Consider the following 21,291-nt stretch of genomic DNA (forward strand, 5'->3'; position numbering starts at 1 on the left):
GAATTTTATACCATTATAGCAAACCTGGTAAGAGTTGTATATAATCTCTGGACTTTCAATGCTTTAATAATAAAGAAGCCCTAAAGCTTTAAACTTCCTGCTTTGGGGCTTATCACTATTTAATTTTCCATATACTTGCCTCATATGGCCGTAGGAATGATGATACTTCTGCATAATTGGATAACAAAGGAATCCCTTCAGGAGACTTTGTTCGTTTCTTACTGGATGAACTTAAATTTATTTCAATATACAGAGTTTCTTTTTCATCCTTACGATAATAGGTGAATATATCTTTTTCTTTTTTATTTGTAAATACTACATCTCCATAATAGATAACCTTATGCTCTTTTCGGAACGCAATCAATTTCTGATAAAAACTAAGGATGGAGTTCTCATCTTGAATCTGCGCCTCTGCATTGCAATTTTTATAATCCTCATCCATTATAATCCAGGGCTCCCCAGTAGAAAAGCCTGCATATTGCTGATTGTTCCACTGCATAGGTGTTCTGGCATGGTCTCTTGACCCGGCTAATATTTTAGCAAAGGCCTCTTCCTTATTCATTGTTTTACACAGCTCCTCATAAAGATTCAACGACTCCACATCACGAAACTCTTCAATGGATTTGAAATTCTGATTTATCATTCCAAGCTCCTGACCCTGATAAATAAATGGGGTACCTCGCAAGGTAAGCTGGATTACTGCCAAAAGCTTGCCCAGGACCTTTCGATTCTGCATATCTGGATTTATCTTAGAAATCATGCGTGGATTATCATGGTTTTCATAGAATAGTGAGGGCTGACAATGATTCCCGTAATTCTCCATCCAATTAATCATATAGCTTTTTAAATAATTAAGGTCATATTGATAGTCATCAAAACGTGTATGTCCCGGAGTTTCCAGATGATCAAAGGAAAATACCATGTCCAGTTCCTTTCGATAATCAGCAGTTAATAGCTTGCTCATCTCCATTCCTGTTCCAGGAGTTTCTCCAACGGAAAAAGCCTTGTATGGGCTAAACACCTTTTCTTTCATTTCATGCAGATATTCATGGAGGCGAGGTCCGTAGAAATAATGCTCTACTCCATGATAGCCCATAAGCTTGCCAATACTTTCATTACCATCCGGCAAACCAATGCGCTTAGATATATAATTAATGACATCTAAACGGAATCCATCTACACCCTTTTCCAGCCACCATTTTACCATAGCATGAAGCTCATGACGAAGTGTTTCATTTTCCCAGTTTAAATCCATCTGCTTCTTTGAAAATAAATGCAGAGCATATTGCTTGCGTTCTTCTACATAGTTCCAAGCACTGCCGCTAAAAAATGAGGTCCAGTTGTTTGGTTTGTCTTTAAAAATATAATAGTCTCCATACTTTGAATCCGGTTCATTTATAGCCTTCTGATACCATTCATGTTCATCTGAGGTATGGTTAACCACCAAATCCATAATAAGTCTCATATGCCGGTTATGAACCTCAGTTAGTAGCTTATCGAAGTCTTCCATTGTACCAAACTCAGCCATTATTTTATGATAATCTCTTATGTCGTACCCATTATCATCATTGGGAGAATCATATATAGGTGAAAGCCAGATAGCATCAATACCCAGCTCTTTTATGTAGTCCAATTTGCTTATTATGCCCTGCAGATCGCCAATGCCATCTCCATTGCTGTCTTTAAAGCTTCTAGGATAAATCTGATAAAATACCGCTTCCTTCCACCAAGCTTTTTGAATTGGTTCCTCATCGACCTTTGCTGTTTCCTGTTCGGTGTTTAAAAGAGTAAGAAAAGTATCTACAAAACCTTCATCCAGCTGGCTTTTTAGAAGCTTTGGCAAAGCCTTTAGCTTCAGATTACCTACGATAGGATTAGTAATAGCCCTTTTGCTTATATTCATTTGCAAGAGCACCCTATTAATAATGTCCCTTCCAATTGGGCTCTTATACACATCTTTGATACGATTGTTTTTTGTTAGCATAGAAGCATCACTCCTGTTATGCATTTATATCACCACGGGCAGCCAATTGAGATATTATGCTGTCATACATCTGTTTATCAATCCTGAACTTTTTATAATAGATAATATAACCAATTACAATAAAAATGAGAGGTAAAATCAGCATTGCCAGCTTCATAATAAGAAGCCCTGAATCTGTAACATCATTGGGTGTTTTTGCAGCATTAATACCAGACACTATTAAGGTCACGCCAACAATCCCATTAGCAATTGCTCCACCTATTTTATTGATAAAGGGCTGTACAGAGAAAGTGATGCTTTCGTTGCGGCGTCCAAGCTTCCATTGTCCGTACTCTACCGTATCCGTCAAAAACATCAGCATTAAGAGCTGAATGAAAGCCTGCCCTGTAAAAAGAAGGATGCCAGCAGCGCCGATAAACAACATACTCATTGGCGAAAGAAAGAATATTACATACCCTGCTACTACCAATATAGTTGCAAAGGCATATAAGGTTTTCCTGCTGAATTTCTTTGAGAATAGAGGAAATACGGATAAGGCTGCCAGCTGTGATATCCCAAGAATCGCAGCGAACACCGAATACATTCCTTCATCTTTAAAAGCATATTTAAAGAAATAGACTCCAAAACTGGTGGTAGTAGAATAACCAATCATAAATAAGGCCATTGATATGGCTGTAAATAATAGCTGATCATTGTGGAACAGAACACTAAACATTTCCTTTAAGGAAGTGGACTCCTGCTTAACATTAATATTTTTATCTTCTTTCACTCCAAATACCGTAAACATAAGAAATGCCCAGGTAACCAATACAATCACAATTGCTGTAATCTGCCAAGCCCTTTTATCTCCACCCAAGGCGTTGGTAAAAGGCAATATACCCACTACCGTTGTAAATAGTCCTATATTTGCACATATTCTAGCAAAGGAACCAGTTTTCTCACGTTCCTTTTGGTCAAGAGTCAAGGAAGGAAGCATTGACCAATAAGCTATATCATTGGCTCCATAGGTAAAGTCCCAGAGAAGGTAAATAACAACAAACATTGTTACATATGATGTTCCACTCAAGCCAAAATCAAAGAATAATAAAACTGTGAGAAAACCTCCAACAATGCCTCCTATCACAATCCATGGCTTAAACTTGCCAAAGCGTGAGCGAGTATTATCTACCAAAAATCCCATGATTGGATCATTTACTGCATCGAATACGCGAAGTATTGTCATTGCTCCCGTCATCCACCACATAGTGGAATCCGGCAAATCCAAAATATCCGTCAAGAAAAATAGAAGATACATGCTTACAATTGTATAAAGCATATCTCTGCCGATAGTACCAAGACCAAACATATAACGATTATAATTCCTTTTTGTTTTTACTATCATATTTATCCCCCTTTTCTTTGCAAGCTTGCTGAATATAAAGCAAAAATACTACTTTTGTTGTATATTTTCCTTTTCTGTAATATACATATTTGACCCAAAATCTCCGAGCATTCGTACCTTGTCGTGATAGCCTGTACCGATAAACTGCTCACATAATGGTATTCCTGCTGCAAGTGCCTCTGAAGAACAGGTATAGGTCTCCACACAATCCTTCAGACTATAATGGCGATTGGCTACCCTCATAATTACACCATCGGGATTTAACTCCACAGGAGCAACATGCTTAATTAGCCCTCCAAAACGCTCAACATAAAGCTTTTGCGGTCTTGTTCTAATGGTATACCTTCCCTTTTTAAGTCCAATCACTTTTAGCTTGTCGCTGCTTTCTGCCGCGGTGGCTAAGATCTGAAAAAAGCCAGTGAGTGCGGTTTCTTTATCTTCGCTTACCGTTTCCCATATAACTTTATTAGGTTTATAGGATTTTATTCTATAAAAGCTTCCATACTGAAAAATCTTTCGGTACTGCTTATAAAATGCAATTTGCTCTGCAATGTCTTTTCTTTGCTCCGGTGTCAGATACTTTAAGTCAAGCTCATATCCAAGACACCCAAAGCAAGCTGCATGGAAACGGGTGGCAAGTGGTGTCTCACGTAAGGTTTGCTGATGAGGAGCCTCTGAAACATGAGCCCCCAAGGTGGACTGCGGATAAAAATAGGATAAGCCTGTCTGAATTTTTATCCGCTCAATGGGATCCGTATCGTCAGAAGTCCAAATCTGCGGGCTAAAGCAAAGCATTCCTAAATCGAACCGATTGCCTCCACTGGAACAGCTCTCCAGCAAAATATGGGGCCGCGGCTCAAATATCCTCTTTAACACCTCATAGAGACCAAGAATGTAGCGATGATAGAACTCACCTTGGTTTTGCAAGGCTTTCGAAAATGCTTCTGCAATATGGCGGTTCATATCCCATTTCACATAAGAAATTTCTGCCTCATCTAAAATGCTGCTAACTTGCTTAACAATATAATCCCGGACTTCTTTCTGGCAAAGGTCAAGCACCAGCTGATTTCTTCCAAAAACCGAAGAACGGTTTTGCAACTTAATGGCATATTCCGGGTGGCTACTATAAAGATCGCTATTCTCATTAACCATCTCAGGTTCAAACCATAGGCCAAAATCTAACCCAAGGTTTCTTATCTTATCTGCAAAGGCCTTCATCCCCTCCGGTAATTTCTTAGGGTTTACTTTATAATCTCCAAGCCCGGCTTTATCATTATTTCTCTCGCCAAACCATCCGTCATCTAGTACAAACAATTCTATCCCTAGTTTTTTCGCATCCTTGGCAAGCCGCAATAATTTTCCTTCATTAAAAGCAAAAAAGTGTGCCTCCCAATTATTAAGCAGAATCGGTCTTTCCTTTTTCTTGTAGTCACCTCTTATAATATGTTCATTAATTAAATCGTGCATATGATGACTTGTTCCATTGAACCCCTGACTGCTGTAGCTCATGACGCATTCCGGTGTTTCAAACTTCTCTCCGGGAGATAATACCCATTCAAAAAGATGAGGGTTAATTCCCATACATACACGAACATAATCCCGTTCATTTTTTTCTACAATACTATAATGGTTACCGCTATAAATCATATTGAAGGCGTATACGCTTCCATAGTCCTCATTAGCATCAGCTTCTGCAAGTAAAAACGCGGGATTGTGACGGTTACTGCTTGCTCCCGTTGTGGAAGAATTCATGGTAATTCCATAGGAAGCCGGCCGCTTATGCAGGTTGGCTTCTTTAATCCAGCCTCCATCCAAGGTGTACATCTGAAAGCATTCATCCGGCATATCCATAGAAATGCTCATAATACGCTTCATTGTAATAGGAGCATTTCCTTCGTTCCTTACAACCGCTCTTCTGCTAATCACATTGGTTTTTTCAAAGACTGTATAATAAAGGTCAATAAAAATCGGATATGCCTTATCCTTTAATGTTATTTTTAGAGTTTTATCTCCCCCATAGGCTGTGGGCAAGTTCTCCATGGGAACAGAGCCCTCTACTACTTCATGATTTTCATAGACAAAATCCGTAACAAAGCTGTTATCTGGCATTTTAAATTCCGTTGGACTGTGCCGATAATCACCCCTCCCATTGTCCGACCATTCTAAGCACATGCTATCCAGACTATATACATCATCATCCTTGCTGTAAAGAACACTGCTGCCAACCATAATGGACCGTTTTTGCGCTAAAGCCTCCACATCGTCTTCTTTATCTAATAAGTTTCCGTAATAAACATGTTCCAAATGTCCGTACTTAGTTTTGCGAATAAGATAGGTTGTATGCTCTGTATCTAATCTGAAGCTTGTTTTACCAGCTGTAATCAAAGCTTATTCTCCTTTAGTCTATCTTTTTTTAATACTGTTTCTATTTGTTTATGGCTATTAATAGTGGTATTTTTGAGGTTCTACATATTCCTTGTATAGTTGTTCAGATATGCCTTTTTCTTCAATTATCCTAGTATAAAACTTACCGGAAGTTTTGATGGTTCTTTCTTGTGTCTCGTAGTTGACATGTACTAACCCAAAGCGTGCACTTTCACCTTCAATCCATTCAAAGTTATCGCAATAACACCAGTGATAGTATCGGGTTATAGGTAGTGTCGATTCGCTTATGACTTTTAAATGTTCATAGATATATTTAGTTCTAAATGCATCCTTATTATCACAGGTACCATTCTCCGTGATATAAATGGGGCGATTTAAAAGCTGATATACTTTATTAGAACAACAAACAAGCCCTTCCGGATAAATTTCCCATCCTAAATCATTCTTTGGTGCATCCTGCTTGACCCCATCACCAAAGCCTGATACGGTACTCCTGGTATAGTAATTAATTGCAATGAAATCAAGGTATTCGCCTTTTGTAATATCCTTTGCTCCTTTTAAGGGCCATTTAAAATTGCCTGTGGATATGGCTTCGGTAATAGCCCCTTGGAAAAACCAATCTGATAGCTTGGCACAAATACAATGCCAGGGATTCTTAGGATTTTGCGGATCGAAGACACGAAGGTGATTTGCAAAGCTAACCTTCGTATCATCATATCCCATCGCCTTACGCATGCTATGTATCATCTGGTAGGCTTTGATATGGCAAATGGCCATATTAGACATTACTGCAACTGCCTGTGAAAGCGATTTTTCTCCAGGCGGCCATTCCCCAAAGTAATATGAATTGGTTGCATATACATTAGGTTCGTTAATTGTTATATACTCAGCAACAAATTCTCCGAATACGTTTACAACAAGCTCCACAAAATCCAGAAAATACTTTAGGTTCTCTTTCTTTGTAAATGCTCCTTTTCGCTCAAACCACATGGGATTGGTGAAATGATGTATGGTAAGCAGAACCTTAATTCCTTTCTCCTTTAAATATTGCAGTTCCTCTTTGTAATGTGCAATTACCGCCTCATCAACTTGTCCCTCATTTGGACAAATTCTCGCCCACTCAATTCCCAGCCTATAATGCTTAATCTTCATCTCTGCCATAAGATTTGCATCTTCTTTCCACAGCTTATAATGCTCCGTTGCTCTGGCAGGGTTGGAATGATCTTTAATCTTTCCTTTTGCATACCAGTCATTCCAGTTATGTCCACACTCGCCCCCTTCAATCTGAGTTGCTGCCGAGGCAACCCCTAAGGCTAATTGATTTTTAAACTTAATTTCCATGTGCCCCTCCCTTTCTATGCTAAAATGCAATCTAAATAAATGCCTCCTTCTTTATAGCAATCTATTATATGTTAAATTATAGCATATAATCATCCATATGGAATTTATATCTAAGTATCTTTTTTTATATTTATTCTGGTTTTAAGATATAGTGCAGTATAACATAAAGTCATATCTCCGTATTAATTATATTACCAGATCTAAAAGAGCTCTTTTTCATCTACCTGCATAAACAAATATCACTATTTCTGCGCAAAAGTTAGCCCCCCTAAAATAAGGGGGGCGTGTGGTGCTATTAATTCATATTCTTACGCAATAAACATACTCAGAATTTCATTCTCATCATGAATAAATAAAATAATATAAGAGGTAATCCCATAGCAGATAGTATTGTGATTGCAGTATGTACTTTTTTCTCATCTCGTAATATAAATAATAAAAATTTATACCCTAAGATACCAATCAATCCACCCAAACAATTTAGAATTATATCATCAATGTCTGATGCTCCAATGCCTAAAACACCCTGAATGATTTCAACAAATAAACTCACTATAAATATAACCACCAGATTGGTTATCACTCTTTTATCATTTTTTAATAATGACAAATATGTACCAAGAGGAATAAAGATAACTATATTGCCTATCACATTACCATAGGCGAATTTTTTAATAGTGGCAGAGTTGCTAAATATATATTCCTTTATGCTATAAAAAGGAATGAGATTGATTGATGTAAGCTCCGAATGGGAAGTTCTTGATAACAACAATATTTTAATTAGCAAAAGTATATAACAAATGAAAACACCATATAAAAAGACTGTTTTAATTCTCGCTCTTTTATTCATAATTACTCCATTCTTCATTTCATCCCTGCTATTCCTACTCATTATTATAATACTGCCAAACAAAAATTTATATCATAATAATTTTCTTATGAAAATCTTAGGGTTTTATTAATATAGCCTTAGGTTTTCTCCTTGATTCTCTATCCATATATTTAAAAGTTCTTTTAAATCATCAACCTTTTCTTTATCTGTGGAACCTTCCTTAGGTTTGAGTTTTTCTACAACTTTAAACTCAAATGCACTTTCTCCGAAAGTAGTCCAATCCTCTTGTAATTTCTTAGACTTACCTCTACCCAAATTTAATTGAAACTTTATCGATTCAAATGGCTTATATAAATTTGTGGATATATCTACGAAAGAATATCCATTAACTGTATTAAATATTTGAATTATACCCATCTCTACTTCTTGCTGTTTATACTTATTAATAAGTTCCTTTTTGTTTATATTACTCATAATACTTTCCTCACAATTCTTGTAGTACTTTCTTCCATCATTAGTTCTACTCAAGTATCCGTAATCTACCAGGTATCGTCGTATTATTGCGTCATCTTCATAAATAGTTTTAATTATTTTCTTTACTTCAGCTTCTGTATAGTCTCTAGCTGGCTCAAATAAATCAGCAAATCTTGGCAATAATGCTTTTCTTTTCTCTTCTTTAACAGGGAAAACACGAAGCTTAGGGTTTGCTATATTAGTCATCTTATCCTCAGCTAATTCCATAACCGCTAAAAATGCTCTTGCTTGTCTTGCCCTTTCCCTCAATGCAAATCTCATATTTCTTACTGTCGATTCTGCACATGCGAGCTTCATTGCAATTTCCTTGTCGTTATATTTATTTGATACCATTTCTAAAAACTCTTTTTGAATTTCAGTCAATCCAGTATATTTCTTATCTAGCATAAGCATCCTTTGAATAGGTGTTCCATGGTATGTAGAATGCCTCTTTGCACTATCATCATTTTCACCAATGTATTCTCTACATATTAAACAATTAAATTCTGCTTTTTTACTATCCCAAACATACCCTCTTTTAAAATCTTCTATAGTTGCATTGCGAATAAACTCATCCATTACTTTCTCCTGTCTATTAAATTCATAGACATAATAACATTTGTTACTATTTTTGTCAAACCGCAATATTTATTTAAGACTCCATTATCGATAAGAGTTGATTTTTCATCAAATTCAAAAGGACCAGATATTAGAAACCCATGGTTTACGCCCACTCTATCAATAAGCAATCCAGAGAGGATTAAACCAAGCGGCATAGATAAAGTTATGATGCTTCCCTGTCATAGAAAACACACCTCCCAAATATTTAGGCTTAACTTTTTCTTGAATAAGAGCCGTTTGAACGCAGCTATAAAATAGAATTTAAAGCCCCATAATTGCACAGCAGACTACGAATATGATAAATCCACTTGGAGGAAGTAGTCCTGAAATGGTCAAACTAACTCCCATCATAAAAATAAATACCGTTATTAATATGATTTGCTTTTTAATGCTGCCAAATAGTCTTTTGTTTTCCTTCAAAATCTACCTCAATAGGTATTACTTCTTAATTTTTTGTTTTATAACTTACAAAGATAATTCATTCTATAGTATATTTTAGTGCTAAGAAATTATTTATCCCAATTTTTTTGGCTCTCATTTGAGGAACAGGTGTCCGATTATATTCTACAAATCCTAACTTTTTATATAAGTTAATAGCTGCTGTATTCGTATCAGCAACCTCTTTAATTAAATACTCTCGGTAGGCTGTATTTTCAATAATATAACTTATAATTTGTGATGCCACACCTTTCTCTCTAAATTCAGAAGCTGTCCCGACAAATTCTATAGATCCTGTTACGGGAGAAGGATTTTCAATCGTGTTTTCAAATTCTTTTTTTAATACAATTGCCGCAATGCTGCCCTTGAAAAAGCCTAAGTGCTTTCTCAGTTCCTTTATATTTAATCTTACTGATAGTGTCTTACAGTCTGTACATGCAACCATTCCTGCTATCTTATTGTCCGTAACTGCAACATAAAATTGGTCTAAAACAAACATATGAGAAAAGGATCTTGCTATTTTATTTTTATCCTTTGAAAAGAAAACTAGCCATTGAGTAAATCCATCTGCAAATACTTTGGACATTTGCAGTCTAACATCTAAATCCATTTTATCTGCTCGAATTACTGTAAACTCATAACCTTTATTTGTCATAGTTATTCTCCTTCCTTAAAAAACATTCATAACAGATATTGATGACATAGTAAAACTATCTTTTAATATGATTTTCATCACCGCCGATTGAATTTTGTCTCTAGTAACCTAGCACATTTCCTCAAATTGTTCTCTTGTTCCCAGCATAAATCCCATCCCTTTTCGAATGGGTATATACTCATTGTAAAATTAATAAATGCTTTTATCAAATCAATTCTTCTATGAGAATGAGTTCTGATAAAGTATAATACCTTGAGTAAAACTACTTACGAAGATACAGTGGGAAAATTTATCTTAATATTCACTATGGAGGAGTCCCCCAAATAAAAGTTCCCCCAAACCATTTAGTTTGAGGGAACATAAAACACATTTTAATTTCTATTTAATTCTCCTCTATAGTATATTCTCATAACTGTAACTACAACTCCAATTAGGAAAACTACAGCCAAAAATATCATTGCAGCTGGCCAAATTCCAAAAGCATCTTTGATTGTAGAACTGTTATTTTGTAGGCTTGGAACGATAAAAAACAACCATCCTACAAACAAGGTCGGAATTACTTGCGGCATTAGACGAAGATAATATCTCCAAGCAGGATGTTGTTTATGTCTATCGGACCACTCCCTACTCCGCATAATACCTTTGACACCTAATATCAAGTATACTATTGTAATGAAACCAAGTGATAAGTCTATTATCTTAGGTGTAGAAGCTTTAGCAGCGGGCATTTGCCCTTCAGTCAATTGGATAATCCCTGAACTAATTTCATATGAGTGTTCTAAGGTAGTTGTAAAGCTATTAAGCAACACAGCTACAGCATATCCACTAGAAGGTACAATATCTTGTTGTGCTTGGATAGTAGATAATGCCCCACTATGAGAAATACGTGCTGGCTTAACATTTTGAGAACTTAAAGACCATCCAAGACCATATTTAGGACTTCCAGGTTGAGGAGAATAGGATTCTTCTAAGATTGGCTTTGATAGTAAACTTTCTCCATTCACATTTTTTCCCTCATTAGTGTGCATGGAAAGCCATTTTCCCATGTCATCTGCTGTTGAAATTATTCCTCCTGAACCCGCAAACATTTGTTCAAGCTCTGACCAAGGAAGTGCAGTACCATATGCTGTTATGTATCCTTGAGATAATCCTTTTACAGGATCACCTGAGTTTATAGCTGATAGCGTATCATCCATTCCTAATGGGGAAAATATCTTTTGCTTAAGATACTTTGGAAATTCCATACCGCTTACTACTTCTACCAATCGAGCAAGTATCCAATAATTAGGATTACTATACGAATATTTATCTCCAGGCTGCCACTTAAGTTGCCAGTCTTGTAGACGCTCAACACCTGCTTTTATGGTATTAGCTGGCGGCACAATGGTGGGGCTTGGAATCCCTGAGGTATGACTTAACAAATGCCTTATAGTAACTTTTTGTAATCTACTATCGTTCATTGTAAGTTCTGGCAAATACTTAACAACAGAATCGTCTAAGTTAATTTTCCCTTCATCAACCAATTGCAAGACTGAAAACGCAGTGAAGGATTTGGAAACGGAACCTATTCTCATTAATGACTTTTCTGTTAAGGGTTTACCTTCAGAATCATGCCCATATCCTTTTTCGTATACTATCTTACCCTCTTTTACGATTACAATTGAAGCACCAGGTAATCCGTTACGCTTTATATAGTTCGTGACAAACTCATCAACAGCTTCTCTTTTAATAGTAGTATCAGCATTAACTGATAAAGGATAAAAAGCTAATGGAATTAAAAATGTTATTATCATTAAGATAATATATAACCTTTTTCTCATTTAAAAATCTCCTGTCCGTTATAATTATAAGTTGAAAGTTACATTAATAATTAGAAATGAATCCTCAACATATGCTTCAACTTTACCGTTCATTTTGGCAACCAAGTTTTTTACAATTGAGAGGCCTAAGCCTGTAGTTTTCTTAGTCCTTGATTTATCAGCAGTGTAAAAGCGCTTAAACAAGCTTTCAGCCTCTTTACTATCTATATTAGGTGCATAATTTTTAAAAATAGTACATACATGATTTTCTTCTTCTTTTATTGAAATAGATATATTTCCTGCTCCATGATTTAGATAGTTCTTTATCAAATTTTGGAAAATCCTTGTCAATGCATCTTTATCTGCATGTATATAAATTGGAGTTGAAGGTATCTGGATGTTTGGCTCTTCGCCTTTTAATATGAAATCATAATAGAATAGAGAAATTACATCAGCAAGCACATTGCCTGCATTTATTTTCTCAAGCTGCAACGGGTATTCATCAGATTCAATTCTAGTAAATTCAAAAAACTCATCCAGCATTTTAACTAATGTTTCAATACGTCTTCTTATTATATTGTAATACTCACTCTTCTTCTCTTTAGGAGTCTTCTCTGACTCCAGCATCTGTACATATCCAGCAATAGATGTAAGTGGAGTCCTCAAATCGTGAGATATGTTTGTTATCTCCTCTTTAAATTCATGTTGAGCCTTTGAAATAGCTATTTTCTCGATTTTATAATAGTCTATTATATGATTTAATTGAATTGCCAGTTCATTGATTTCCTTCATCTTAACTTGGAGGTTTATTTTCATATTTGTATCATTATCCCTAATAAACTGAAGTCTTTTGGCAATACTTCTAATCTGTCTTTTATAAAGAAAAATATAGGCGCATAATATGCCTATAACTAATATAAGTACTATAATAATTAACCAAAGCATAAAATCCGCCTCCAAATCTATTTGATATCCTGGTTTTTAAAAGTGAACCCTCCTATGCTAAAGCATAAAATTAGGTAGGATAGAGCTACTGCAATTGCTATCCTTATATCCACTGCTTGAGGGTTCGGCATTGCAGTAGGAGAAAAATTCATAAGTAGCATAACTCTTCCCAAATAACCATTCCCAAATATTGAACTCAAAGAACCTAATATTAGGCTGAAGAATATGCTAAAAGCCATTGTTCCTCCTATATTTTTAATCAAAAATGCTATCATTAGAAATACAGATGCATAGGCTGTATATAACAAACTCTGGATTAAAAACATTCGAATAAATAGCAGCAAATCATACATTGAAAAAGAACCATATATGCCAAAAACAAGAATTGATGTAATACCTGTAGTAATAAATGCAGCAAGCATCATTAAAATTGAACCTACAGATACTGTTATTAGTTTAGACATATAAATTTTCATGCGACTGAAGCCTAAGGAAACTGAATCTTTAATTGTTCCCGTGCTGTACTCGCTTGTTATGAGCATTGTAATAAATATAGCTTGAAAAACAGGCATAAAGTATGGTAAAAAAGATTTTTCCTTAAACATCATATATGTCCAGTGAAAGGTACTGGGACTAAACTGTTCTTTTATATGTGCTGAGGAGCCAAAATCAATAATAATATAAGCTACAATAGCTGCAAGTATCCCTAAACAAATAAAGAAGGACTTGCTTCGTCTTAATTTATATAAATCAGCTCTTAATAGATTAAGCATAAATGTGTCCTCCCATCAGTTTCATAAAATAACTTTCAAGGTCATCACCCTTGGATTCAATAGAATATATTTTTACATTATTTTTCGCAAGCTCCAGGCAGATTTCTCCTGACATATCTAATAAATCAAAAACCTTAATTACATTGTCTTGAAGCACCTCGTAGTTTGTTGTTTTAAAGATGTCTTCCAAAACAAAAGAAGCTGCAGAACTGTCACTCACCTTTAAATTCAGGTACTTTCTACATTTTAGTTCTAATTCCTTAGCTGTAAACTCCTCCACTAATGTACCGTTATTTATTACGCCGTAGCGTGTTGCCAGTTTAGACAACTCCCCTAATATATGGCTTGAAATTAAAATTGTTATCCCCTGCTCTTCATTAAGTCTTTTTGAAAGCTTTCTCATCTCCACAATACCCTCAGGATCAAGTCCGTTTATCGGCTCGTCAAGTATAAGAAAATCCGGATTCCCTAAAAGTGCAAGAGCCAAGCCCAGACGTTGTCTCATCCCCAGGGAAAAGTTCTTAACCTTTTTCTTGCCCACATCTGATAATTCTACTGTTTTAAGTATGCTTTCAATTACCTTTTTACCAGGTATTCCTAATAGTTTGCCGCGTAGTTCCATATTCTCATATGCAGTCAAGTCAGGATATAGAGCTGGGTGTTCAATAATACTTCCTATTCTAGGAAGCCCAGCATTAATATTTTTTTCAGACTTCTGAGAGAATAATTCTATTTCACCACTTGTTGGTGAAACAAGTCCTGTTATCATTCTAATCATTGTTGTTTTACCAGCACCGTTTCTGCCAATAAAACCATATATATCTCCTTTTTTAATCTTCATATTTACACTATTAACTGCAGTATTATTTCCATACTGCTTTGTAAGATTAAAGGTTTGTAAAATATATTCAGCCAACTTAAGCGCTCCTCTCCTTTAGTTTATGACCTTATTATTAAGTATAGGGTTAAAGAATCAATAAAATAAGTCTAAAGAAAGTCTAAAGTTTACTCGCTCATCTTAAAGCCTATTCCCCAAACAGTTTGTATGTACTCACCTGAAGGGTTTGCCTTTGCAAGCTTTAAGCGAATATTGCTAATGTGGACATTTATAGTATTCTCATCTCCAAAAAATTCATCATTCCATACATGCTCGTAAAGATTTGATTTAGTAAAAACCTTTTTAGGATATTTCATCAATAATTCCAGTATCAAAAATTCCCGCTTAGTAAGATTCACAGGGGTACCGTCAACCTGTACTGAAAAAGTTTCTGTATCTATTGATATATTTTTATAATTTAGCTTATTACTTTCACTTAGGAGGCTTGAAGACCGGTTATACCTTCGCATTTGTGCTTCAATTCTCGCTAGTAATTCATCATTATTAAATGGCTTTACAATATAGTCGTCAGCACCAGATTTCAACAAATTAATGGTTGAGGCCTTATCACTCTTTGCTGAAAGTCCTATAACCGGAATATTGCTGTGTTTTCTAATCTCCTGCAGCACCAGTTCTCCATTAAGTCCCGGAAGCATAAGATCTAGCAATATGAGGTCAACTTTATTATCAAAAACCATTAAGGCTTCTGTACCTGAATAAGCTGGCTTTGCATTGTATCCATTCTGCAAAAGCAAGTCACAAATCATATTGCTTATATCCCTGTCATCCTCTATTACTAATATTGTGATTTTATTATTCATTTGCCATAACACCTGCCTAAATTGATTTTCATATTATTATACTTTAACAGCATCAGTCAGTTTTTTCTAGTTTATCACTATTTATAGCTATATAGATGATAATCAAGGCTAACTCTACCCATCCCCACACCGGCATTGATATCTTAGAACAACCTAATGCTGATGCAGCAATTATTTACCAGGGCATTGTAATCAGCATTATTATAACATATTTTCTTAGGCTTATCCTTCTAAACCCAGCCTCTAAACCGACAGCATCATCAGCGAAAATCTGTATGAAATCAAATTTGTCCTTTAAATTTTTCTTATTGACAAAAACAAAAAAGGCCATTCGGCCTTTTTTGTTTTGGCGGGAGTATGTGTGAATCGAACACACCCATCGTGGTCTTAGCACGACAACACAGTTTTGAAGACTGGCGGGCACACCAGCACCCATCTACTCCCATATTTTTTAATCTTCGTTGCTAATTGATTTTACAAAATTTTAGTCAATCTGTCAAGTGTACCATAAGTTTTACACAGTTAGTCTTAAGAATACTGCTGAAGTACGCAGGTGACTTTCAGCCTAGAAAGCATTGAAGCAAGCAGTATTCTTAAGCAATACCTAAACTAAAACTCTTGCGTCCTCAACTCTTTTTGTTATCTTCTGATTGTCGAAGCTCTCAAGCATGGCTACAGCAAACTTTCTGCTGGTGCCAAACACATCTCTTGCCTCTGCTGCAGAAATGCTGCCCTTTTCCTTAATAAAGCTTATAACATTTTGTTTTGCTTCTTCATAATACCTTCCAAGGAAGATGCAGTCCTCCGCTGCCTTAGTAAGCTCTCCCATATCAAGCATAGAATCAAACACCATCTTGAAGGCTTTCTTGTCCTTTTCGCCTTCTGCTACATCTTCATACTTTGGAGGAGTATATTTGCCCTGCTCAAAGGCAGCAAGGATTTTGTCCTTCATTCTCTTCTGTTCCTTGTTGTACTTTATTTCAAAGCCGTACAAGGATATGAAGCTTCCGTGAACGCTTATTACATTTCTTTCGCCTAAAAGTTCTAATAGTTCGTCAAAGGTTTTTTGTTTTATATTCTTGCCAAAGATTTTATTCTTAAATTCTTCCTTTGATATTCCAGCCTTTAAAGGATTGCCCTCATGAAACTTTGAAAGAAGCTTTTCTATTTCTGAAGCCTTTGCCTTAATAAAGCTTTTATGAATATATATTGGCTTATCTAGTGATGTAAGCTTTATAAGAATCTTATCCTTAACTAAAGCCTCCAAGCCTTCCTCAAGCTTTTCATCATTCTTCCCAAGAGCCTTTAATACCGCTGCTGCATCTGGATAATCAGGGCTTATCTTCTCAACAGCCTTTTCAAGTATGCTTTCGGCACTGCCGCTTTCCTTAATCTTAAGCTCCTCCACATAGTCCTTGTCAAATCTCTTTGCTTTAGAAGCTCTTGGCTCAATTATTATTCCTCCGCCAATAGTGTACATTGGAGAGTAGTTTCTAATAACAAATCTGTCGCTTCTCTGAGCTGTCAATGGCTCTTCAAGTCTTAGCTGAACATAGCCCTTTTCTCCAGGCTGAAGCTCTTCCTTATCAAGGAGCACAACTCTGCACAAAATCTCGCTGGTTCCGTGATAAAGCTTAACTCTCTGTCTGTTTTCAAGAGGTTTGTCGCAGGAACTTAAATAATTTAAAGAACAATCCACAATAAGGGAAGGCTCCATAACAGCCTCCTTTGAAATAATATCTCCCCTTTTTATATCATCAACCTTAATATTTGCTAGGTTTATAGCACATCTCTGACCTGCTTCTGCAAATTTAACGGAGCTTTCGTGCACCTGAATGCCTCTAACCTTTGAAACCACCATGGATGGATAAAGCTGTACAGCTTCTCCCTCTGCTATTCTTCCGCTTATAATTGTGCCTGTAACTACAGTTCCAAAGCCGCTTACAGAAAAAACTCTGTCTACAGTTAATCTAAAGTGGCCTTCTGTGTCCTTTGCTTCAACTTCCTCTGTAGCTTTGTCTATGTCTTTTACAAGCTCAGCTATGCCTTCTCCTGTCTTTGAAGACACTGCATGAATGTTAGCGCCCTGTAGAAAGGTGCCCTTGAAATAGTCCTTAACCTCTTCCTTCATCATTTCAAGCCACTCTTCATCCACCATATCAGCCTTTGTAAGCACTATTATGCCTTTTTTAATGTTTAAAAGCTGAAGTATCTCAAAGTGCTCTTTTGTCTGAGGCATTATGCCCTCATCAGCGGCCACAACTAAAAGCACCACATCAATGCTGCTTACGCCTGCAAGAGCGTTTTTAATAAACTTCTCATGCCCGGGCACGTCAATTATTCCTGCTCTTTTCCCAGAAGGCAAATCGAAAAAGGTAAAGCCTAAATTAATGGATATGCCTCTTTCCTTCTCTTCCCTCAAGGTGTCTGTTTCCCTGCCGGTTAAGGCTTTGATTAAGGTAGTCTTTCCGTGATCTATATGCCCTGCTGTTCCTATAATTACATGCTTCATCTATCCCATCTCCACTACATCACGTTTTTAAAAGCTTCTGCTATTGTATCAAAATCCTTATCGAATATAGTTCTTAAATCCAAAATTATTTCTCCAGCATATATTCTAACAATAACAGGAGTAACATAACTTCTTAACTTCTTTTCAAGCTGCTCTGCGCTCGCTGAGGAGCTCTTTATTTTAAGAACAAAGGTTTCAATTTTTTCAGTAGGCATGGAGCCTCCTCCAACCATTGAATAGTCGGCCTCAAGCCTTATATTAAAATCAAGTCCAAGCCTTTGAAGCCTTGTCTTAAGTCTTTGAGCCCTCTTTTTATGCTCTTCTTTAGGGCTAAGTATCATATAAAGTGTTGGAAGCTTTTTAACTGCTTCTGTTTCATCAATATAATATTTAAGAGTGCCCTCCAAGGCAGCAAGTGTCATTTTATCTATTCTAAGAGCTCTTGTAAGTTGATTCTTTTTTATTTTGTCTATGTATTCTTTTTTTCCTGCAATAATACCAGCCTGAGGCCCTCCAAGCATTTTATCTCCACTGAAGGTTACTACATCCACGCCTTTTTTAAGGCTGTCCTGAACTGTTGGTTCATAGGTAAAGCCGTATTTTGAAAAGTCCACTAAAACTCCGCTACCTATGTCCTCAACTACGGGTACCTTCTTTTTATTGCCTAGCTCAACAAGTTCCTCGAGGCTTACCTCTTCTGTAAAGCCCATGATTTTAAAGTTTGAGGTATGCACCTTTAGCAAAACTCCAGTTTCTTCAGTTATATTGTTTTCATAATCATAGAGGTGAGTTCTGTTTGTAGTTCCAACCTCCACAAGCTTTGCACCGCTGAAGCGCATAACATCCGGCACTCTAAAAGAACCGCCTATTTCAACTAATTGTCCTCTTGAAACTATTGCTTCCTTTCCGCTGCAAAGGGTGCTTAAGGTAAGCATAACCGCAGCTGCATTATTGTTTACAACAACTGCAGCCTCTGCTCCTGTTATCTTTTTTATAAGTTCCTCTACGTGAGCATATCTAGAACCTCTTGCGCCGGTTTCAAGGTTGTATTCAAGGTTATTGTAGTTTTCTGCTGCAGTTATAACATTTCTAACTGCTTCCCCACATAAAAGGGATCTTCCAAGGTTCGTATGTATAATTACCCCTGTAGCATTTATAACCTTTTTAAGCTTTGGAGAATTTTTCACTTCAATTATAGAGCTAAATCTCTCCATAATATTACTTCTCTCAAAGTCCTCTATTTTGCCGTTTAATATATCGATTCTAAAGCTGTCTAGCGCTTCTCTTAAAGATTCTAAAACTATTGGCCTTAAAGTATCTTTTAATTTATCAATAACTATAGCTTCCTTTAAAAGCTCATCCATTTTAGGAAGCTTTCTTAATAATTCCTTGTTGCCCATCTTCTTTTGTATCCCCTTTCTAAAGGCAAGTTATTCCACCTTTATGCACTTATCCTCTAAAGGAAGTACCTCCCCAACAATTTCTGCTGTTATATTCTTTTCTTTAAGACTCTTAATTATTTTTTCTCCATCAGCTCTAGAGCAGGAAATCAAAAGTCCTCCTGATGTCTGAGGATCAAAAAGCACGTCCTCCATCCAGCCTGGTATGTCCTTGAAGCTGTATTGATCTTCAAGGTAAGCTCTGTTGTTGTAGGAGCCTTCTGGAACAAGCCCCATTTCGGCATAATCCTTTGCTTCATGTATATATGGTATTTTGTTTTTATCAAATTTAAGCGTAACCTTTGAAGCGCTCGCCATTTCATAGCTGTGGCCTAGGAAGCCAAAGCCAGTAATATCTGTACATGCGCTTATAGCATAACCTTCAATAGCTTCGGCAGCATACTTGTTTAGTTCTGCCATAACCTTTACCGCCTTGTCATAAGCAGCTTTTGAAGCTACCTCGCCTTTTATAGCTGTGTTAATAATTCCTGTTCCTAAAGGCTTGGTTAGTATTACAACCTCTCCAACCTTGCAGCCGAAGTTTTTCAAAACCTTGTCAGGATGCACTATGCCTGTAACGGAAAGACCGTACTTTGGCTCATTGTCGTCAACGGTATGACCGCCAACAACTACTGCTCCTGCCTCTAGTACCTTATCTGCACCGCCTCTAAGTATTTCTCCTAAAACCTCCATTGGAAGGCAGAGAGGGAAACAAACTATATTTAAGGCTACAAGAGGCTTTCCACCCATAGCATACACATCGCTTAAAGAATTTGCAGCTGCAATTTGACCATAGGTATATGGATCATCTACAACCGGTGTGAAAAAGTCCAAGGTCTGTATAATTGCCTTTTCATCATCTAATTTATATACCGCAGCATCATCTGAGGTTTCTATTCCAACAATTAAATTCTTATCCTGCATAACAGGAAGTTTTCCTAGTATTTTTGAAAGGGTCTCCGGCCCTATTTTTGCTGCTCATCCAGAGGTTCTGGACATCTCAGTTAATCTTTTATCCATATGTATATCACCCTTTCGAAGTAGTTATTTTTAGGCTTTCTTGTTGCAGCGAATGGCTTCCTAGAGGAACTTTACACTCTATAAATCAACATTATTTTAAAACCTCTCACTTAACTCAAAACCTATACAAAAACCATTTTATATTATTAATTATCTAATGTCTACCATATCTCTAAACTTATCAATGGTCTTATCGCCCATGCCGCCTACCTTCTTAAGGTCGTCAACAGAATTAAAGGATCCGTGCTTTTCTCTGTAGTCAATAATTTTTTGCGCAGTTACAGGACCTATGCCTGGTATTTTGTCAAGCTCTGCAAGGCCTGCACTATTTATATTTATCTTGCCATCTGAAGAACTAGCTGCACCTGAAGGCACTGGACTTGCCATGGCAGCTCCTGGTTCCTGTTTTTTCTCTACATATATGTAATCCTCATCCTTAAGCTTTCTCGCCAGATTCAGCTTGCTGTCCTTGTTTGCCTCTTCCGTATAGCCACCAGCTTTCTTTATTAAATCCTCCACAATGCTGCCAGCCTTCAGCGTATACACCCCAGGACTTGCAATCTCGCCTTTTATGCATACTGTGACTTGCTTTGAATCTGCCTTTTCCTGACTTTGCACCGAGCTACTTTCTACAAATATATCATCTTCATTAAACTTGTGGCTTTTAGGCTTGTTTAATGCATAACCCACTGCTATAAAAACACCTAATATAAATAAAATAATAACTGAGCCAATAATTTTTTTCTTAGTTTTCATAACTACGCCTCCAATGACAAGTTTAATATAGGTTTTATAGATTTCCTTGCGCAGCGTACCGCTCATTAAGCATATCTTATATCTTCTGGCGGTATTTTTAGCCCACTCCTAGAACATCTCTCAGTTAGATTATTGACAAATTAATAAAATAATTGTCGCCTAATTAAACATTTTTTGTTATAATTTAATAAAAATGCTT

At 36.4% G+C, this 21,291-nt stretch carries 16 protein-coding genes, 1 tRNA gene and 1 pseudogene; all 18 read right to left on the minus strand.

The annotated features are described in order from the left end of the window. Window positions 1-115: 115 nt before the first annotated feature. Window positions 116-1,903, minus strand: a complete 1,788-nt coding sequence (locus tag NBE98_RS11085) for an alpha-glucosidase (protein ID WP_250815010.1) — start codon at window positions 1,901-1,903, stop codon at window positions 116-118. A 97-nt stretch (window positions 1,904-2,000) separates the two neighbouring features. Continuing rightward, window positions 2,001-3,365: a glycoside-pentoside-hexuronide (GPH):cation symporter gene (locus NBE98_RS11090; RefSeq protein ID WP_250815011.1), complete on the minus strand. Its 1,365-nt coding sequence runs from the start codon at window positions 3,363-3,365 to the stop codon at window positions 2,001-2,003. Window positions 3,366-3,413: 48 nt separating this feature from the next. Further along, the gene (locus tag NBE98_RS11095) at window positions 3,414-5,750 is read right to left on the minus strand and encodes an alpha-galactosidase (protein ID WP_250815013.1); all 2,337 of its coding nucleotides are present in this window, start codon (window positions 5,748-5,750) and stop codon (window positions 3,414-3,416) included. Between the two features lie 57 nt (window positions 5,751-5,807). After that, window positions 5,808-7,091 carry a glycoside hydrolase family 1 protein gene (locus NBE98_RS11100; RefSeq protein WP_250815015.1) on the minus strand — a complete coding sequence of 428 codons (1,284 nt, stop codon included), beginning with the start codon at window positions 7,089-7,091 and terminating at the stop codon, window positions 5,808-5,810. A gap of 325 nt (window positions 7,092-7,416) precedes the next feature. Further along, window positions 7,417-7,941, minus strand: a complete 525-nt coding sequence (locus tag NBE98_RS11105; protein ID WP_250817553.1) for a VanZ family protein — start codon at window positions 7,939-7,941, stop codon at window positions 7,417-7,419. Window positions 7,942-8,049: 108 nt separating this feature from the next. Beyond that, entirely contained in the window at window positions 8,050-9,015 is a 966-nt protein-coding gene (locus NBE98_RS11110) for a DUF2087 domain-containing protein (protein ID WP_250815016.1), read from the minus strand. Beyond that, window positions 9,015-9,459: pseudogene (locus NBE98_RS11115) on the minus strand (hypothetical protein); the annotation flags it as partial. The pseudogene NBE98_RS11115 and the gene NBE98_RS11110, both read right to left, overlap by 1 nt. Before the next feature lie 76 nt (window positions 9,460-9,535). Next, the gene (locus tag NBE98_RS11120; RefSeq protein WP_250815018.1) at window positions 9,536-10,150 is read right to left on the minus strand and encodes a GNAT family N-acetyltransferase; all 615 of its coding nucleotides are present in this window, start codon (window positions 10,148-10,150) and stop codon (window positions 9,536-9,538) included. A gap of 371 nt (window positions 10,151-10,521) precedes the next feature. After that, window positions 10,522-11,970 (minus strand): serine hydrolase domain-containing protein, encoded by a 1,449-nt coding sequence (locus NBE98_RS11125; RefSeq protein WP_250815019.1) that lies wholly within the window; start codon window positions 11,968-11,970, stop codon window positions 10,522-10,524. 24 nt (window positions 11,971-11,994) lie between these two features. After that, complete coding sequence (locus NBE98_RS11130; RefSeq protein ID WP_250815020.1) at window positions 11,995-12,894, minus strand: sensor histidine kinase; 900 nt, start codon at window positions 12,892-12,894, stop codon at window positions 11,995-11,997. 17 nt (window positions 12,895-12,911) lie between these two features. Beyond that, entirely contained in the window at window positions 12,912-13,667 is a 756-nt protein-coding gene (locus NBE98_RS11135) for a DUF2705 family protein (RefSeq protein ID WP_250815021.1), read from the minus strand. Then, entirely contained in the window at window positions 13,660-14,583 is a 924-nt protein-coding gene (locus NBE98_RS11140) for an ATP-binding cassette domain-containing protein (protein ID WP_250815022.1), read from the minus strand. Before NBE98_RS11140 ends, NBE98_RS11135 begins: the two co-directional genes overlap by 8 nt. Window positions 14,584-14,672: 89 nt before the next feature. Then, entirely contained in the window at window positions 14,673-15,365 is a 693-nt protein-coding gene (locus tag NBE98_RS11145; protein ID WP_250815023.1) for a response regulator transcription factor, read from the minus strand. A gap of 347 nt (window positions 15,366-15,712) precedes the next feature. After that, window positions 15,713-15,809 (minus strand) — tRNA-Sec (locus tag NBE98_RS11150). 160 nt (window positions 15,810-15,969) lie between these two features. Further along, entirely contained in the window at window positions 15,970-17,877 is a 1,908-nt protein-coding gene (selB, locus tag NBE98_RS11155; protein ID WP_250815025.1) for a selenocysteine-specific translation elongation factor, read from the minus strand. Window positions 17,878-17,891: 14 nt separating this feature from the next. Further along, the gene (gene selA, locus NBE98_RS11160) at window positions 17,892-19,277 is read right to left on the minus strand and encodes an L-seryl-tRNA(Sec) selenium transferase (RefSeq protein ID WP_250815026.1); all 1,386 of its coding nucleotides are present in this window, start codon (window positions 19,275-19,277) and stop codon (window positions 17,892-17,894) included. 30 nt (window positions 19,278-19,307) lie between these two features. Continuing rightward, window positions 19,308-20,336: a selenide, water dikinase SelD gene (gene selD, locus NBE98_RS11165; protein ID WP_250815027.1), complete on the minus strand. Its 1,029-nt coding sequence runs from the start codon at window positions 20,334-20,336 to the stop codon at window positions 19,308-19,310. A 150-nt stretch (window positions 20,337-20,486) separates the two neighbouring features. Further along, the gene (locus tag NBE98_RS11170) at window positions 20,487-21,092 is read right to left on the minus strand and encodes a ComEA family DNA-binding protein (RefSeq protein WP_250815028.1); all 606 of its coding nucleotides are present in this window, start codon (window positions 21,090-21,092) and stop codon (window positions 20,487-20,489) included. Between the last annotated feature and the right edge of the window lie 199 nt (window positions 21,093-21,291).

The organism is Clostridium swellfunianum (assembly GCF_023656515.1).
GTDB classification, from domain to species: domain Bacteria; phylum Bacillota; class Clostridia; order Clostridiales; family Clostridiaceae; genus Clostridium_AT; species Clostridium_AT swellfunianum.